Source organism: Halorubrum sp. Ea1 (assembly GCF_002252965.1).
Classification (GTDB): Archaea; Halobacteriota; Halobacteria; order Halobacteriales; family Haloferacaceae; genus Halorubrum.
Genome location: NZ_NHPG01000131.1, coordinates 1 through 15,532, shown reverse-complemented (window position 1 = coordinate 15,532; position 15,532 = coordinate 1). Strand labels below are relative to the sequence as shown.

Genomic DNA, 15,532 nt, shown 5'->3' with positions numbered 1-15,532 from the left:
TTCCGGACGGAACCGATCCCGACTCACCCGCCGTCGGCCGCGGGCGCGCCGCTCGTCGTCACCCGACGGCGGCCGGGTCGACCCGGCTCCCGACCCACAGCAACGTGGCGAGAAGCCCGAGGACCGCGACCGGGAGGAACCACTGCACGACCGCGAGCAGCCCCGCGGAGGCCTGGACGCCGATCACCACGAGGAGCGTCGGACCGCAGCAGGCGAACCCCGACAGGAGCCCGGGGAGCCCCGCGGCGGCGCCCGCCCCGGCGCCGATCCGACACGCCGCGGGGCCGCGCCAGGCGACGACGGAGACCGCGAGGGTGACGCCGACGAGCGCGGCGAGTCCCAGCCCGATGGCGGCGTTGACGGGCGCGAACAGGTACTCGACCGGACCGGCCGCGACCAGCGCGACGGGCTCGTACTGGAACGGTCCGACTCGGCGGGTCAGGAGCGAGAGCGGGTCGCTCGCAACGGTGACGTCGACGACGGGCTCCGAGCCGGTCCGCGCGACCCCGGTGTCGCGGAGTCCGAGGTGACGCAGTCCCGCGGCGTACGCGAGGAGGTACGCGACTGCGACGACCACCGTCGTCGCCCGACCGTCGCGCCGACCGAGCGCCGCGCGGACGGCGAACCCGGTCCGGCGGACCAGCCCGGCCGCCCACGCCGCCGGCGCCTCGGTCGGAGAGACGGACTCAGCGGCCATACCCCGCCTCCGTGTGCTCGCCGACGAACGCCGTCTCGGGGTAGAACCCCGCCCACGCGAACCACATCGCGTCGAGCGCGAGCACCGGCTCCAGCGGGAGGTCGCCCGCGGCGATCCCGCCGCCCTCGGAGCCGACCCGATAGGCGTCGCCGTCGGGCTCGACCCGGAGACCGTCCGGGTTGCGGTAGACGTGACCGGTCGAGAGCCCCGGGTCGGCGACGGCGACGACGCCGTCACCGTCCCCGCCGACCGAGCCGGTCAGGACCCGCTCCGAGAGCAGCGTCGCCTTGTCGAACGCGACGGCGCCGCGCTCGGTCCGCGCGCCGATGACGACCGACTTCGCGTGGCCCTCCTCGGGCGACGACAGCGGCCGGAACATGGTGCCGTCGCGGGCGTAGTAGCCGCCGAGCGGCGCGTAGCTCCCGTACGGGTCGGTCTCGTATCTCCGCACGTACCCGGTGTCGTCGGTCATGACGAGCGACTTCGGGTGGCGCTCGGCCCACGCCGCCGCCGTCGTCCACACGACGCGGAACTCGTCGAGCGTCTCGCCGCTCATCGGCCCGTCGATGGCCGTGGCGAGCATCTGCGGCCACCAGCTGTCGGTCGTCCGGTCGTACATGATCAGGTTCGAGTTGACGAGTTGCCCCGACACCCCGAACGTCGCCTCGCCGCGGCGGAACCCCTGCGCCGTGCCGGTGAGCGGGCAGTAGGTGACCGCGACCGGCTCGCCACCGATCTCGTCGTTGACGATCTCGTGGTGGGAGAGGACGTGTTGGGGGTACGCCTTCGCCTCCCCGTCGCGAACGACGCCGAACACCGGCACCCCCTCGGCGTACGTCACGTCCGCGATCGGTTGGAACGACGGGTCGTCGATCGAGGGGATCCCGTCCTTCCCGACGCCGCCGCTGAGCGATTCCGTTACCAGGGTTTCCGGATCGTACGCGAGGTGGTAGTCGGTATCGACGGTCGGCGGACCGTTCTCGCCGTCCGAACCGTCGCCGTCAGCACCGTCAGAATCGTCGCCGTCACCGCCGTCCGAACCGGCACCGCCGTTGCCGCCGTCACCGTCCGAACCGTCGCTCCCGTCGGCGGTATCGAGGACGCCGCCGCCGAGACAGCCGGCGACGCCGACGGTACCGATCGCCGCGATACCGGCCAGCGCCGACCGACGAGAGCGGTTCATGCGCTCGCTTCGGCCTCGATAGTATAAAGATCGAAGCGCGGGTGTGAGACTCACACACAGCCGCGAGGGGCGTCCCTACCCGTTCTCTTCCGGGTGACTCCCGTCGGCCGGGCGCTCGCGAAGCCGGTCCGCGATGGCGGCGCCCGCGGCCCGCGGGTCCGGCTGCGCGACGTCGACGGGGTCACCGACGGCGACGCGCCCGGGCTCGACGACATCGCAGCAGAGCCCGCCGCGGTTCCGCAGCGCGGACGCGAGCCCCGCCTCGCCGGCCAGCGACTCGACGTGCGCGCAGGGCGGCCGCCGCCGGGTCGGTCGCAGGCGCGCGCCCCCGACCGCGACGGTCGCCTCCAGCAGGTCGTCCATCGCCGCTCCGAACCCCTCGACGACGACGTTCCGTCGGTGACGGCCGTCCGAGACGTCGATCCCGGTCTCCGCGCGGACCGCGTCGAGGGCCTCGGCGGCGACGAGGGTGACGGCGCAGCCGTCGAGCTGGAAGTGTCCGTCGCCTCGGCGGTATCGATCGCCCTCGACGCCGCCCGGGCGGATCGCGACGGTCTCCCGCAGTTCTGGCGGAGCCCCGCCCTCGGGCGCCGTGACCAGACTCCGGACGGTGCCGGTCGCCTCCTCGTCGCCGGTCACGGCGTCCCTCCGAGCAGCGACGGGTCGCCCGGCTTCAGCCACTCGCGGTGCGCGTAGTAGACGGCGGCGACCGGCGGCGCGACCAGCGCGGCGAGCGCGTACAGCCATTTGAATAGTCCGAAATCGGCGACGCCGCGCTCGTCCAGCGACAGCGCGTCGAGGAGGACCGCGGCGGTCGCGAGCGGCGCGAGGAGGTAGCCGTGGGCGAACGCGACGGCGGCGCCGGCCGGGGTGCCGGCCGAGAGCAGCGCCCAGTCGAGCGCGTAGAGGACGGTCCACCCGCCGGCGGCGACGGCGAGGACGAGGAGCCACGGGCCGTCGAACCGCCTGCCGGGCTGTTGGGCGGCCGACCCGTCGGGGTCGTCGGCCGGTGGTTCGGCGTGGGTGCTCACGGTGGAACTGGGCGCCCGACGATACTCAACGTTCGGGTCGCCTGCGGTTCGCGGGCGGTGTGCTCGCGACCGGGAGCCGACCTACTCGTCGAAGGTGCCCGCGGAGAGGTAGCGCTCGCCGCTGTCCCAGAACACGGTGACGACGAGCGGCTCATCGCCCTCGTACGCGCCCGTCTCGCGGAGCTCCGCGGCGACGTCCTTCGCCGCGAGGTTCGAGGCGCCGGAGGACTGTCCCGCGAGGATCCCCTCTTCGCGGGCGAGCCGGCGGCACTCGGCCTCGGCGTCGTCGATGTCGACCGTGTGGACCTCGTCGATCAGGTCGACGTCGAGGTTCGGCGCGACGAACCCCGGTCCCATCCCCTGAAACGCGTCGCTTCCGGGCTCCCCGCCGGAGAGGACGGCGTTGTCGCTGGGCTCGACCGCGTCGATCCTGACGCCGGGGAACGCCTCGCGGAGCCGGCGGCCGATCCCGGAGAGGGTGCCGCCGGTCCCGACGCCGGCGACGAGCGCGTCGACGGTCCGGTCGCCGACCTGCTCGACCACTTCCTGACCGGTCGTCTCGTAGTGGGCCCGCGGGCCGCGCTCCCGCCGTTCGTCCCGCCGCGAGACGCGTTCGCGCCGTTCGTCCCGCCGCGGGACGCGTTCGCGCCGTTCCCGGGACGCAGTTGCTACCGACGCGCGGTTTACAAGCCCTCCCGGCGTACCGAGGCGCATGACGCTCGAAACGCTCGCGCCCGACGCGGCCGCCGGCGACGCGCTCGACGACGAGGTCCTGGCGGCGCTCGGGTCCGACGACTACCGATTCAAGGTGTGGGGCGGCGACTGGTGCGGCGACTGTCGGCGACAGCTCCCCGCGTTCGCGGCGGCGCTCGACGCCGCCGGCGTCCCCGACGACCGGATCGAGGACTTCCCGGTCACGAAGGGGCCGAACGGCAAGGAGGGCGACCGAGTCGAGGAGTACGGGATCGAGCTGATCCCGACCGTCGTCGTCGAAAGCGCCGACGGCGAGGAGCTCGCCCGCTTCGTCGAGGAGGCGGACGTCTCGATCGCGGAGTTCCTCGCGCGCGAACTCTCCGAGGCCGAGGCGAGCGCCTGAGTCGGACCCCCGGTCTTCTTTTCAGATTCGGTTCAGGCGTCCAGTTCAGCGACGATCCGCTCGCGGATCGCCCCGGCGTCCACGGGCGCCCACGCCTCGATGTCGTACGTCACGTCGGCGAGGACCTCCAGTCGGTCGGCGTCGCCCTCGCCGATCGCCGCGACGGCGTCCTCGGAGAGCCGCGCGCGGACCGCCTCCGAGAGCGCCTCGCGGTCCACGTCGCGCTCGGGCACGTCGAGGATGTGCGGGAGGTCCGCCGCGCCCTCCGGCAGCGAGGGGAACGCCGCGGGCCCGACCGCGAGGGCGACGGCGTCGGCGTCGAGCCCCTCGTCCGGGTCGACGACGTCCGCGAGGGCGCCGCCCGCGTCTCCCGACGTGTCGCCCGCCTCCGACAGCGCCGCGGGCGGCGCCGGGACCAGGGCGTACTCCGCGACGGCGACGTCGATGGCGGCGGCGATGGCGTCGCCGTCGACCTCCGTTCGCTGTTTAAACGCGAGTTCCGAGAGCGCCCGCGAGAGCTCCGCGCGGGTGAGCCACCCGAACAGGTCCACGACGCCGGCGAGGTCGTCCCGGGCGGCCACGCTGGGCGCGTCGGTCGCGGTGCCGTCGGGCCCGTCCGCACCCGGCATCCGTCAGTCCTCCCCCGGCGCCGGATCGATGGAGGGCTCCGTCGACGGCCGATGGCCGTTCCCCCTGACGTCGGCGTCGCCGAGCGCCCCGCCGGCCCGTGTCGCTCCGCCGCTCGTTTTGCCTCCCGCTTCGTCGGCCGCCGCCGCGAGGTCCGCCCGGGCCGCCTCGGCGACCTCGGCCGGCGTTACCGGCGCGTCGCGCCACGCCGGGAGGCGGGTGTCCGGCCCCGGCTCGCCGAGGGCGTCGGCGTACGTCGCCACCTGCGAGCGCTCGTCGGCGCGGTCGTAGTCGAGGCCGTTGAACGCGGCGTCGGTCTCGTACCCCGCGATCATCGCCTCGGCGGCCTCGCGGTAGCGGTCGCCGAGGCCGTCGTAGTCGACGGCGACGCCGCCGTCCTCGACCGCCCGGAGGGTCGCCTCGCCGACCGCCCGGCTCATGTCCGCGAGGCCGGTCGGGCCGTCGACGGAGCGGTGGTCGTGCTCGTAGCGGCCGAGGTCGACCTGCGCGCTCCCCGCGAAGCCGGCGTGCGCGTACGCCTCGCCGAGCGTTCCGGCCTCCAGGCCCCACCCGCGCTGGACGCGGAGCTCGGAGACCAAGTCCGTCGTCGCCGCGAACTCCCCGGCGAGCGCGTATCGGAAGGCGTTGAGGTACTCGATCACGCCCGCCTCGCGGCGCTCGGTGGCGTCGGCGAGCGCGCGGACGAGCGGTCTGAAGAACAGCCGGAACAGCCGGCCGTACAACGCCCCGTCCTCGACGCGGGCGTAGTACCCCTTCGCGAAGGAGTGTCCGTTCGCGACCGGGAACAGCAGTCGGTTGACGAACGCCGGCGAGTACGTCTTCGTGTCGGCGTCGTGGACGACGACGTACTCCTCGTTCAAGGCTCGGCCGAGGCCGAGCCACACGTCCCGACCCTTCCCGCGGTCGCCGTCGAGCCCGCGGTCGGCGAGCAGGTCGTCGAGACGGGGGCCGCCGCACCAGAGCGTCTCCACGTCGATGTCGAAGCCGGCGAGCCACCGGGCGAAGGGACCGACGCGGTCGGCCGGGGCTCGGAGGGGAACGATAACGCGAGCGGGGTCGACCGTCTCAAGCGCCGAAAGGACGCGTTCGGCCGCGAGCGTTCCGTACTCGCGCTCTGTCATCGGCACCACGACCGCCGCCCGGCCGACGGGTGCGTCGGGCCGGTGGTCCGTCAACGCGTGCAGGGTGGTCACGCGCTCTTGGACGTACTCCATTATCAACGCACAGGAGCGGGAAAGCCTAAACAGGTGCGGTACCCGTGGTCCGTGCCGACACGCGAACGGGGGTCGACGGGACCCGCTTCCCGCCGCGGTCACGCCGCCGGCTCCGCGTTCGCCGCGCCGCCCGGGACGCGACCCATGCGCGCCAAGGCGGCGTACGCGACCACGACCGCGGCCAGCCCGCCGGCGAGCCCGAGGAAGACGGCGTCGTAGGCGACGCCGGCCTCGATCGCCTCGCCCACGGCCCACGAGCCGGCCGCCTGGGTCGTCATCATCCCGGCGGAGTAGACGGCGTACGCCGAGGCCCGGGACCCGTCCGGCAGCGACGCGAGGAGGAAGGTGTCCATCGCGGGGAACAGCATGTGGATGGCGAAGCCCACGGCGAGGCTGGCGGCGACGACGGCGACGACCCCGGAGACGGCGACGACGAGGACGACGCTCCCGATGAACGCCGAGACGATCCCGAGCAGGTACGGCACGTGCGGGAGCCGGTCGGCCAGGTCGCCGGAGACCAGGAAGGCGGGGACGCCGGCCGCGAAGATCACCGTCAGGAGGTTCCGGGCGGTCGCCGGCGGGAGCCCCTTGTCGATCATGTACAGCTCGTAGAAGTTGAACAGGCCCTGCCAGACGAACCCTGTGAGCCCCATCAGCACGACGGCCGTCAGGATGAGCTTCCACTCGGAGAGCGCGCCGCCGACGAAGTCGGTGTCGCCCGCGCCGGCGTCGGGGAGGTCCGTCCGCGCGGCCAGGAGCACGAAGGCGGCAGTCGTCGCGGCCGCGGCGGCCGCGAGCCCGTAGAAGGCGAGCCGCCAGTCGTACCACAGCGCGACCGTGACCACCGGCGCGGCGGCGACCGCGGCGAGCTGGCTCGCGGTGCCGTGGACGCCCATCGCGCGGCCGACGCTGTCCGGGAACAGCTCGGAGACGAACGGGTTCGCGGCGACGAAGTAGACGCCGGAGGCCAGCCCGATCGCGAAGGCGGCGGTCATCAGCGTCGGCACGCCCGGCGCGAGCGCGACGCCGAGCGCGCCCAGCGTCAGCATCGCTCCCGAGGCCAGGATGACGAAACGACGGGAGAACCGCGTGAGCGCCCACCCGGCCGGGAGCCGCGGGGCGGCCGAGCCGAGCCACGCGAGCGTGACGATGAGGCCGGCGGTCCCCTCGCCGATCGCGAACTCGCCGACGAACTGCCCCACGAGGGGTGCGAACACGACGCGCGCGAAGTTGACGAGGAAGACCAGGGCGCACAGCGATCCGAACAGCCTGGTCCGTGACACGGGCGGTCTTCACGTCGCCCGGAGACAAGCGTTGCGAAAACGGGGCGCCGCGGGAGGTCGTGGCGTGTCGCACCGCGCCGACGGGGAGTCGTCGCCGTCCGACTCGCGTCGTACGGGGTTTTTATACCCACACGCGACAAACCCGGATATATGAAATCGACGCGCAAGGGACTTCGCGACGGCGACCTGTTTAAGGACACCTACGAGCGACTGAACTGCGCCGACTGCGAGAAGGTCTTAAAGAAGCAGAACGACCCCGACGAGGTGTTCTCGGTCCGGGTCTGCCCCGAGTGCGAGGCGACGTTCAAGGAGCTCCGCTGACGCGCGGTTCGGCCGCGACGAACCACCGCCCGAACGGGCCGCTTCGAGTTCCCGCGCCTCCAACTCTCCGTTTTCCTCCGTCCCGCTTCTCACCCGTCCCGCGCTCAGTCGGCCGACTCGACCGCGTCGTTCACCGACGCCAGCACGGGATCGACTTCATCGGCGACCAGACCGATCCACCGGTACCCGGCGAACGCCTCGGCGACCGGGCGGGCCCCGGGAGTGGTCCCCGAGAGCACGGCGTCGTGCTCGTCGAACAGGGGGCGGACCTGCGCCCCGAGCCAGCGCGCCAGCGGGTTCGCGCTCGTCACGAGCCCCTCCATCGACCCGATCGCGTCGTCGCGCGCGTCGGCGACTGCGGCGGGGTCGGACGGGAACATCGTCTCTCCGTCCTCGATCCGCGCCGCGAGGGCGTCGAGCGCGCGCAGCCGGACCCGGGCGAGCGCCGTTCGGGTGAGCGACGTGGCCGGGTGGTCCGGCGTCCAGTCGTCGATCGGGATCGGGTCGAACCAGAGCTCGTCGAAGGTCCGGTAGACCGCGCCGGACAGCAGCGAGACGCTCGGCGCGTCGCGCGGGACCGGCCGGTCGTCGAGGAACGCCTCGATACCGGGGCTCCGCCTGAGCCGCTCGGCCTCCTCTCCGTGAAGCGCTCGCAGCCGGTCGCCGATCGCGGCGCCGACCGCCTCCGCCGCCTCCCGGAGGGGCGTATCGACCGCCCGCGGCTCGGAGAGCGATCCCTCGTACCGGCGGCGGAGGTGCCGACCGACCTCGACGTGCGACTGCACCCGCTCGACCTCTCCGACCGTTTCCCCGGCGCGAAGCGGGTTCGCGCTGGCCGCGATCTCACCCTCTCCGCCGACGAGGTCCCGCCGCCGGGCGGTGTCGAGCCAGCGCTCGATCGGGCCGTACACGGCGGCCCCGGCGAGCGGGTCCGACGCGGTTCCGGGGAGCGCGGCCAGCGTCTCCGCGGTCCGATGCCGGACCGTCCCCAAGCCCGCCGTCACTCCCTCCGGGTCGCCCTCGGTCGTCACGGCGGCCCAGGTGCCGACCGCGGTCGCGGCGTGGGCGCGCGCGGTCGCGAACCGCTCCGCCCGTCGAAGCGGCGTGAGCGACGCCTCGGGCGCCGGGAGCGCGTCGCGGGCGTCGTCGCGCCCCGCCGCGATCTGCTCGCGGATCGCCCCGTTCGGGAGCGTCTCCGCCGTCAGCGGGTCGGGGACCGGTTCGAGCAGCCGGTCGACGCGGTCCGCGAACGCGGTCGCCGCCTCGCTCTCGATCGGCACGGGAACGAGCCGCGGCCGGTCGGGGACGGGAGTCTCGATCGCCCGCGACACTCCGGCCGTGTCGATCGACGGCGGGTCGTCCCAGAACTCTCCGCCGCGCCGGCGCCCGCCGTCGAGACAGCCGCCGAGCGCGAGCGCGCCGGCGGCCGCGGCGGCCCCGAGCGCCCCGCGGCGGGTGAGGCGGCGCGTCACGACCCGTCACCCCCGGTCTCGTCGGCGCTCGGTCCGGACGTTCCGGTATCCCCCAGCGCCGTGTCGGACCCCGGCACGGTCGCGTTCGCGTCGATCCGGTCGTACTCCGTCCCGACCGCTCGGCAGGGGGAGCGCCCGCTCGACCCCGAGCCGCTGAGCGGCGAGCGAAGCGCCGCGGGGAGCCGGAACAGGAGCCCGACGGCGTCGCGCGTGTCGGCCTCGCAGGCCGCGTCGGGCGGCCGGAGCTCGCGGCAGTACTCGTACTCGACGTGGCCCGGCCGCCACGAGACCGACCGGATCCGGTACCGGTAACACGACTCGATGCTGGCCGGTGCGACGAACACCGTCTCCGTCTCGTAGTCGGTCTCGTCGAGGAACGATCGGACCCGCGCCCGCCCCTCGTCGGCGACGCCGGCGGCGACCGTCAGCTCGGCCGCCCGTTCGTCGCTCGTCACGAGTTCGCGGGAGAGCGGGACGGGGTCGACGTCGTCGTCGCCTCCCTCGGTCCCGGCGTCGTCTTCGGCGTCATCGCCTTCGACCGCGAGGTCGACGACGACGGCCTCGCCGCCGGGGTTCCGGACCTTCAACACCGTCGGATCGCCGTCACTGCCCGACCTCGACTCCGCGGACCGGGACGGGTCGCCGTCGTCGCTCGTCTCGGCGCCGAGGCAGCCGCCGAGCGCGAGCGCGCCGAGCGACGCGCTTCGGAGGAGGGCTCGCCGTGTGGGGGACATGGGCCCGCGTTGAACCGGTCCCGACAAACGTCTTGTGGCCGCCACGCTCCGGGCGGAGGGCGAGCTACTCGAACACCGCGTCGAACGCGGAGGCGCCGAGCGGGTCGAAGGTGCCGGCTGCGACGTTCTCGCGCACGTGATCCGCGTCGCTCGCGCCGACGAGCGAGGCGGTGACGCCCGGCGCGCTCCGCGCGAAGTTGAGCGCGCGCTGGGCCGGCGTCTCGCCGGAGAGGGTCGCGTCGACGTCGGCCGGGATCGCGCCGGGCTCGGCGAGTTCCCCCTGTCCGATGCTCGCGCTCGTCACGACCGAGAGCCCGGCCTCGTGGGCGAACTCCAGCGTCGAGACGGGCTCGGCGTCGGCGCCGCCTCCCGGCGGGCGCTGGGTCCGCCGCGTGAACGCGTCCGCCATCGCGACGTTGAACGGGAGCTGGACCGCCTCGAACCCGTGGTCGTCGTCGGGGCCGACCGCCTCGCCGGCGGCCTCGGCCCGCGCGAGGACCTCGGCGAGCGAGAGGTACCGCTCGTGCTCTTCGGGGACGCGGAATGCGTCCCACGTGGCGACGCCGTAGGCGCCGACGTCCCCGGCCGCTCGCCGGCGCTCCAGCGCCTCGAAGGCGGCCTCCAAGCGGTCGTACACCGCCTCGCGGGAGCGAGCCGCGAGCTGGGTCTCGGGGTTGTGGACGTAGAAGAGGTCGACCGCGTCGAACCCGAGCCGGTCGAGCGAGCGGTCGAGCGACCACTCCAAGTACTCGGGCGCCATCGCGTGCGCGCCGTTCGCGAGCGCCTCGGCGTCGACCACCCCCTCGGCGAGGAAGCGGTCGCGGACGTACGCCGCGGGGTCGTCGGGGCGCTCGCCGTCGAACGGGAGGAATCCGCCCTTCGTCGCGACGACGACCGCGTCGCGGTCGATCGGCGACTCCCGGACCGCCTCCCCGACGATGCGCTCGGCTCGCCCGCACCGGTAGTTGACCGCGGTGTCGACGTGGTTCACCCCGGAGCGGAGCGCGAGCCCGATCGCCTCGCGGGAGGCGTCGTCGACGGCGGGGGTGGGCTCGCCGAGGTAGGTGCCGATGCCGACGCTGGAAGCCACGCCCGGCCCGAACCGACGGAAGTAGGTCCGCCCGAAGGCGTCGCCGAACCGGTCGCGGTAGGCCCAGAGCGCGTCGCGGGTCGCCATGTTCGTCCGACGGGTGGCGCCGCGGGGAGAAAAGTCGCGCGGCGCGAGGCGAGTCCGCCGCGGGCGTCGCGTCACGCGCGTCTCGTGAGCCGGTAACGTGTCAGACGGATGGACGACGGTGACACAACGACTATACGTCGTCCGGGAGTCGAAACGGGCAATGGCCTCGCTCACCGACCACCTGTCCGATCTCGTCGAGGACGCGGACGCGGTGCTCCTGTTCTCGCCGACGAGCTCGTTTCACGACCGGTTTGAGGACGGCGACACGGATATCGTCGTCGTCGCCCCCGACAACGACGTCGACGCCGACACGTTCGTCGAGCTCCCCCTCCCGTTCGACAACGTGAAAGACCGGGTCCGGTTCGGGATCGAGGGCGCGATGGACGCCGACCTCGTCTCCGAGGGCGACGAGGTGGTCTGCATCGCGTCGGTCTTCGACGGGGGGTCGGACGCGGTGATCCGCGTCACCGTCGACGAGACGGTCCACACGGGGATCTACGACCTGTTCGTCAACTCCCGGGCCGAGCCGAGCGTCATCCGCGACGTGTTCGAAGTCGCGATCGAGCTCGGACAGAAGGGGCAGAAGGGGAAGCCGGTGGGCGCGCTGTTCGTCGTCGGCGACGCGGGGAAGGTGATGAACAAGTCCCGCCCGCTGTCGTACAACCCGTTCGAGAAGTCGCACGTCCACGTCGGCGACCCCATCGTGAACGTGATGCTCAAGGAGTTCTCCCGACTGGACGGCGCGTTCGTCGTCTCCGACTCCGGGAAGATCGTCTCCGCCTACCGCTACCTCGAGCCGGGCGCGGAGGGCGTCGACATCCCGAAGGGGCTCGGCGCGCGCCACATGGCCGGCGGCGCGATCACTCGGGACACGAACGCGACCGCGATCGTGCTGTCGGAGTCGGACGGGCTCGTCCGTGCGTTCAAGGCGGGCGAACTCGTCTTGGAGATCGATCCGGAGGAGTACTGACCACCCATGCTCGCGGTACCGAACGCGCTGAGCGAGTTCGTGACGACGGTCCCCGAACGGGTGTGGCTCGCCCTCTTCGTGCTCGTCGTCGGGCTGATCCTGGCGTACGTGGTCGGGGTTATCAACCGCCGGCTGCTGACCCGCGCCGGCGTGCCGGAGGCGATCGAGGGGACCGCGTTCGAGCGAACCGTCCGCGAGTTCAACACGTCGACGGTGCGGATCTTAGCGCAGCTGTCCAGCTACTTCATCGTCGCCGTCGCCGTCATCGTCGCCCTCACCGTCGCCGAGGTCAACTACCTCGACCGGTTCTGGTCCTCGGTCGCCTCCTTCCTCCCGCGCCTCTTCGTCGCCGCGGTCGTCATGATCGTCGGCGTCGTCGTCGGCGACAAGGCGGAGTTGATCGTCGCCGAGCGGCTCCGCGGGATCAAGCTCCCGGAACTCGGCGTGTTGCCCCCGCTCGTCAAGTACAGCGTCGTGTACGTCGCCGCGCTGGTCGCGCTCGGACAGGTGGGCGTGCAGACGCTCGCGCTGGTCGTGCTGCTCGCCGCGTACGCGTTCGCGGTCGTGCTGTTCGCCGCGCTGGCGACGAAGGACCTCGTCGCGAGCGCGGCCGCCGGGGTGTTCCTCCTCCTCCGGCAGCCCTACGGCGTCGGCGACGAGGTGAAAGTCGCCGGCGAGCGCGGCATCGTCCAGGAGGTCGACCTGTTCGTCACCCACATCGAGGCGGACGGGGAGGACCACGTGATCCCGAACCACTCCGTGTTCCGCGACGGGATCGTCCTAATCCGGGAGTGACGGCGGCGGGCCGGGGTCGAGCGTGGGCCGCATGCTCCCGGTGGCGAGTCCCTGACCGTTCCCACGCCGTGGGAGTAGCTATCACGATATAACTGGCGGGCGGTCCGAGACGCAACTATGAGCCACGACGACGCCGTCGCCTGCGAGGGGTGGGACGCGAGCGAGTGCGAGGGCACGGTCCACTGCCCGCCGCGGTGTCCGCGGTTCGTGGACAAAGAGGGCGCCCGGTGGACGATCCGGCCGGCCGTCACGGAGGACGCCGCGCCGCTCGCCGAGATGTACGAGGGGTTCGAGACCGCGGACCGCGCGCAGGGGCTCCCCCCGGTGACGCGGGACCGCCGGGCGGAGTGGATCGAGTCGATGCTGCGCGAGGGGAGCAACGTGGTCGCCGAGCGCGACGGCGAGCTGTTCGGTCACGCGATGTACACGCCGACGGACGCGGCGCGTCCGGAGCTCGCCGTCTTCGTCCACCCGACTATGCAGGGACGGGGCGTCGGCACCGAGCTCTGCCGGCACGTGATCGCCGACGCCGCCGCCGGGGGTCGCGACGGACTCGAACTCCACGTCGAGAGCGGGAACCGCGTCGCGCGTCGCGTCTACCGGACCGTCGGGTTCGAACTCGCCGAGCGCCGCGGCGACCTCCGGATGGAGCTCGATCTGAACGACCCGATCGCGAGGGAGGTGCGCTGGCCGCCGCTCGCGCGGGAGGGCCCCGCGACGCCGGTCTCGGAGACGCCGTCGGACGCCGGTCGCTCTCCCGCCCCGGCCGACGACTGACGCGGACGCGGCGCGAGCGCGGCGCGAGCGAGAGGGCGCGCGGTCCCCGCGGCTCCGGCCGCCTCGGCGACCCCCGCCACCGCAACCGTTAGGCCCGGCCGTCCCCAGGAACCGATAGCCGTGGAGGACGCCATCGAGTGGCTGCGGAACCGACCGTTCTACGAGGGACAGATCGCGGAGCACCGCCGGCTCCCCGCCCGCGAGCCCGCCTTCGGCGACGTCGACCTCGCGCCCCGGATGGCCGACGCGCTCTCGAAGCGGGGGATCGACCGCCTCTACCGCCATCAGACCGACGCGATCGAGGCGGTCCGCGACGGCGACGACGTCGTGCTCGCCACCGAGACCGCGAGCGGGAAGTCGCTCGCGTACACCGTCCCCGCGTTCGAGGCCGCGATGGACCACGGGGGACGGACCCTCTACGTCGGCCCCCAGAACGCCCTGATCGCGGACCAAGAGGAGAGCCTGAGCGACCTCGCGCACGGGCTCGGCTTCGGGAGCGGGGTCTCCGTCGCGTCGTACACGGGCCGGCTCTCCCGGTCGGAGAAGCGGGACGTGCGCGACCGCGAGCCGACCGTCCTGCTCTCGAATCCGGACATGCTCCACTACGCGCTACTGCCGTACGCCGGGCGGCTGTGGGAGTGGTTCTTCTCGTCGCTGGAGTACGTCGTCATCGACGAGGTCCACAGCTACCGCGGGGTGTTCGGCTCGCAGGTCGCCATGACCCTCCGTCGGCTCGCGCGGACCTGCGAGCGGTTCGGGTCGAGCCCCCGGTTCGTCTGCTGCTCGGCGACGATCAACAACCCCGTCGAACACGTCGCGGCGGTCACCGGGCGCGACCCCGACGACATCGCCCTCGTCGACGAGGACGCGTCAGGGCGGGGACCGCGAGACTGGGTGCTGTGGAACCCGCCGGAGTACGACGACGACTGGCAAGAACGGGGGAGCGGCCGCCGGAAGTCGAGTCACACGGAGAGCAAGCGACTGTTCTGCGACCTCGTGACCGCCGGGGCGCAGACGCTGGCGTTCACGCGGGCGCGACAGACCGCCGAGCAGTACGCGACCGACAGCGCGAGCGACCTCCGCGACCGCGGCGAGCGCGAACTGTCGGGGAAGGTCGGGGCGTACCAGGCCGCCCTGACGAACGAGCGCCGACGGGAGATCGAGGCCGACCTCCACGCCGGCGAGCTGCGGGGCGTCTGGTCGACGAGCGCGCTCGAGCTCGGCGTCGACGTCGGGGGGCTCGACGCCGTCATCCTGGACGGCTACCCCGGCACGCGGATGTCGGCGTACCAGCGCGCGGGGCGAGCCGGGCGCGGCGACGACCCCGCGCTGGTCGTGATGGTCGGCGGCGAGGACCAGCTCGACCAGTACCTCATGCGCAACCCCCCCGACTTCTTCGAGGCGCCGCCGGAGGACGCCATCTGCGACCCCGAGAACGGGCAGCTGCTCCCCGGGCACGTCGCCTGCGCGGCGGACGAGAGCTGGCTCTCGCCGGACGACGAGCGCTTCTTCGGCGAGTCGTTTCCGGGCGTCGTCGCCGACCTGACCGACGAGGGCGTCCTCGACCGGCGGGAGGTCGCGGACGGCATCCGCTGGACGCACGCCGGCTCGTCGAGTCCGCAGCAGTCCGTGAGCCTCCGGACCGTCGGCGACCGGGAGGTCGACCTGGTCGACTCGTCGCGGAACGAGACGGTCGCCTCGCTCGACTTCGGGGACGCGCTGCGCGACGCCCACCCCGGCGCGATCTACCACCAGCAGGGACGCACCTACGAGGTGACGGCGCTGGACCTCGACCGCGACGTCGCCGAGCTGCAGTCCTCGTGGGCCGACTACTACACGCGGCCGCTCACCGAGAAGGACATCGTCGTGAACGAGGACCTCGCGGAGCGCGAGCTCGCGGCCCGGCCCGACGTCCCGGTCCGCTTCGCCGACGTGACCGTCACCGAGCGGATCACGGGGTTCGTCCGCAAGGACGCGAAGACCGGCGAGTCGCTCGGGGAGTCGACGCTGGACCTCCCGGAGACGACGCTGCGGACGAAGTCCCTCTACTTCCCGGTGCCGGCAGACTTGGAGTCGGAGATGCGAGCGATCGGCAGTCGCGAGACGGACGACGGAGGCGCGGAAGCGGCGACGG

17 protein-coding genes are annotated in these 15,532 nt (G+C 73.2%); 6 read left to right on the top strand and 11 right to left on the bottom strand.

The window, feature by feature from the left end; genetic code table 11:
- Positions 1-58: 58 nt before the first annotated feature.
- From DJ73_RS16370 to DJ73_RS16350, 5 genes are all read right to left on the bottom strand, one after another.
- Positions 59-697: a hypothetical protein gene (locus tag DJ73_RS16370; protein WP_094523965.1), complete on the bottom strand. Its 639-nt coding sequence runs from the start codon at positions 695-697 to the stop codon at positions 59-61.
- A complete protein-coding gene (locus DJ73_RS16365; RefSeq protein ID WP_094558496.1) occupies positions 687-1,880 on the bottom strand; it encodes a DUF3179 domain-containing protein in 1,194 nt (397 codons plus the stop codon). Before DJ73_RS16365 ends, DJ73_RS16370 begins: the two co-directional genes overlap by 11 nt.
- Positions 1,881-1,955: 75 nt before the next feature.
- Complete coding sequence (locus DJ73_RS16360; protein ID WP_254921691.1) at positions 1,956-2,519, bottom strand: MOSC domain-containing protein; 564 nt, start codon at positions 2,517-2,519, stop codon at positions 1,956-1,958.
- Positions 2,516-2,911, bottom strand: a complete 396-nt coding sequence (locus DJ73_RS16355) for a hypothetical protein (protein ID WP_094523968.1) — start codon at positions 2,909-2,911, stop codon at positions 2,516-2,518. The genes DJ73_RS16360 and DJ73_RS16355 overlap by 4 nt, the downstream gene beginning before the upstream one ends.
- Positions 2,912-2,992: 81 nt before the next feature.
- Positions 2,993-3,625, bottom strand: a complete 633-nt coding sequence (locus DJ73_RS16350) for a PLP-dependent cysteine synthase family protein (protein WP_254921690.1) — start codon at positions 3,623-3,625, stop codon at positions 2,993-2,995.
- On the opposite strand from DJ73_RS16350, the gene DJ73_RS16345 reads away from it, so the two are divergent.
- Entirely contained in the window at positions 3,624-4,007 is a 384-nt protein-coding gene (locus DJ73_RS16345) for a thioredoxin family protein (RefSeq protein ID WP_094523970.1), read from the top strand. The genes DJ73_RS16350 and DJ73_RS16345 overlap by 2 nt on opposite strands.
- 32 nt (positions 4,008-4,039) lie before the next feature.
- Here DJ73_RS16345 and DJ73_RS16340 read toward each other — a convergent pair whose 3' ends face one another.
- The 3 genes from DJ73_RS16340 to DJ73_RS16330 form a co-directional block, all read right to left on the bottom strand.
- A complete protein-coding gene (locus DJ73_RS16340; protein ID WP_094523971.1) occupies positions 4,040-4,636 on the bottom strand; it encodes a hypothetical protein in 597 nt (198 codons plus the stop codon).
- A 3-nt stretch (positions 4,637-4,639) separates the two neighbouring features.
- Positions 4,640-5,869, bottom strand: a complete 1,230-nt coding sequence (locus DJ73_RS16335) for a glycosyl transferase family 2 (RefSeq protein WP_094523972.1) — start codon at positions 5,867-5,869, stop codon at positions 4,640-4,642.
- A gap of 98 nt (positions 5,870-5,967) precedes the next feature.
- Positions 5,968-7,152, bottom strand: a complete 1,185-nt coding sequence (locus tag DJ73_RS16330; protein WP_094523973.1) for an MFS transporter — start codon at positions 7,150-7,152, stop codon at positions 5,968-5,970.
- Positions 7,153-7,302: 150 nt separating this feature from the next.
- On the opposite strand from DJ73_RS16330, the gene DJ73_RS20490 reads away from it, so the two are divergent.
- Positions 7,303-7,473 (top strand): HVO_0758 family zinc finger protein, encoded by a 171-nt coding sequence (locus DJ73_RS20490; protein WP_008849790.1) that lies wholly within the window; start codon positions 7,303-7,305, stop codon positions 7,471-7,473.
- 104 nt (positions 7,474-7,577) lie between these two features.
- Here the strand turns inward: DJ73_RS20490 and DJ73_RS16325 are convergent, their stop codons facing one another.
- From DJ73_RS16325 to DJ73_RS16315, 3 genes are all read right to left on the bottom strand, one after another.
- Complete coding sequence (locus tag DJ73_RS16325; RefSeq protein ID WP_094523974.1) at positions 7,578-8,945, bottom strand: hypothetical protein; 1,368 nt, start codon at positions 8,943-8,945, stop codon at positions 7,578-7,580.
- Positions 8,942-9,679 carry a hypothetical protein gene (locus tag DJ73_RS16320; protein WP_094558494.1) on the bottom strand — a complete coding sequence of 246 codons (738 nt, stop codon included), beginning with the start codon at positions 9,677-9,679 and terminating at the stop codon, positions 8,942-8,944. Before DJ73_RS16320 ends, DJ73_RS16325 begins: the two co-directional genes overlap by 4 nt.
- A 64-nt stretch (positions 9,680-9,743) precedes the next feature.
- Entirely contained in the window at positions 9,744-10,856 is a 1,113-nt protein-coding gene (locus DJ73_RS16315; protein WP_094558493.1) for an aldo/keto reductase, read from the bottom strand.
- Positions 10,857-11,016: 160 nt separating this feature from the next.
- On the opposite strand from DJ73_RS16315, the gene dacZ reads away from it, so the two are divergent.
- The 4 genes from dacZ to DJ73_RS16295 form a co-directional block, all read left to right on the top strand.
- Positions 11,017-11,826 carry a diadenylate cyclase DacZ gene (dacZ, locus tag DJ73_RS16310; protein ID WP_094523977.1) on the top strand — a complete coding sequence of 270 codons (810 nt, stop codon included), beginning with the start codon at positions 11,017-11,019 and terminating at the stop codon, positions 11,824-11,826.
- Positions 11,827-11,832: 6 nt separating this feature from the next.
- Positions 11,833-12,621 carry a mechanosensitive ion channel domain-containing protein gene (locus tag DJ73_RS16305; RefSeq protein WP_094523978.1) on the top strand — a complete coding sequence of 263 codons (789 nt, stop codon included), beginning with the start codon at positions 11,833-11,835 and terminating at the stop codon, positions 12,619-12,621.
- Positions 12,622-12,738: 117 nt separating this feature from the next.
- Complete coding sequence (locus DJ73_RS16300; protein WP_094558492.1) at positions 12,739-13,398, top strand: GNAT family N-acetyltransferase; 660 nt, start codon at positions 12,739-12,741, stop codon at positions 13,396-13,398.
- 120 nt (positions 13,399-13,518) lie between these two features.
- Positions 13,519-15,532, top strand: a 2,014-nt coding sequence (locus DJ73_RS16295; protein WP_141212984.1) for a DEAD/DEAH box helicase, incomplete at its 3' end; no start/stop codon positions are given.

What these genes read in the sequence shown, in the direction of transcription:
- DJ73_RS16370 (WP_094523965.1), bottom strand. Translation starts at nt 697, where the DNA reads ATGGCCGCTGAGTCCGTCTCTCCGACCGAGGCGCCGGCGGCGTGGGCG.
- DJ73_RS16365 (WP_094558496.1), bottom strand. Translation starts at nt 1,880, where the DNA reads ATGAACCGCTCTCGTCGGTCGGCGCTGGCCGGTATCGCGGCGATCGGT.
- DJ73_RS16345 (WP_094523970.1), top strand. Translation starts at nt 3,624, where the DNA reads ATGACGCTCGAAACGCTCGCGCCCGACGCGGCCGCCGGCGACGCGCTC.
- DJ73_RS16350 (WP_254921690.1), bottom strand. Translation starts at nt 3,625, where the DNA reads ATGCGCCTCGGTACGCCGGGAGGGCTTGTAAACCGCGCGTCGGTAGCA.
- DJ73_RS16340 (WP_094523971.1), bottom strand. Translation starts at nt 4,636, where the DNA reads ATGCCGGGTGCGGACGGGCCCGACGGCACCGCGACCGACGCGCCCAGC.
- DJ73_RS16335 (WP_094523972.1), bottom strand. Translation starts at nt 5,869, where the DNA reads ATGGAGTACGTCCAAGAGCGCGTGACCACCCTGCACGCGTTGACGGAC.
- DJ73_RS20490 (WP_008849790.1), top strand. Translation starts at nt 7,303, where the DNA reads ATGAAATCGACGCGCAAGGGACTTCGCGACGGCGACCTGTTTAAGGAC.
- DJ73_RS16320 (WP_094558494.1), bottom strand. Translation starts at nt 9,679, where the DNA reads ATGTCCCCCACACGGCGAGCCCTCCTCCGAAGCGCGTCGCTCGGCGCG.
- DJ73_RS16315 (WP_094558493.1), bottom strand. Translation starts at nt 10,856, where the DNA reads ATGGCGACCCGCGACGCGCTCTGGGCCTACCGCGACCGGTTCGGCGAC.
- dacZ (WP_094523977.1), top strand. Translation starts at nt 11,017, where the DNA reads ATGGCCTCGCTCACCGACCACCTGTCCGATCTCGTCGAGGACGCGGAC.
- DJ73_RS16305 (WP_094523978.1), top strand. Translation starts at nt 11,833, where the DNA reads ATGCTCGCGGTACCGAACGCGCTGAGCGAGTTCGTGACGACGGTCCCC.
- DJ73_RS16300 (WP_094558492.1), top strand. Translation starts at nt 12,739, where the DNA reads ATGAGCCACGACGACGCCGTCGCCTGCGAGGGGTGGGACGCGAGCGAG.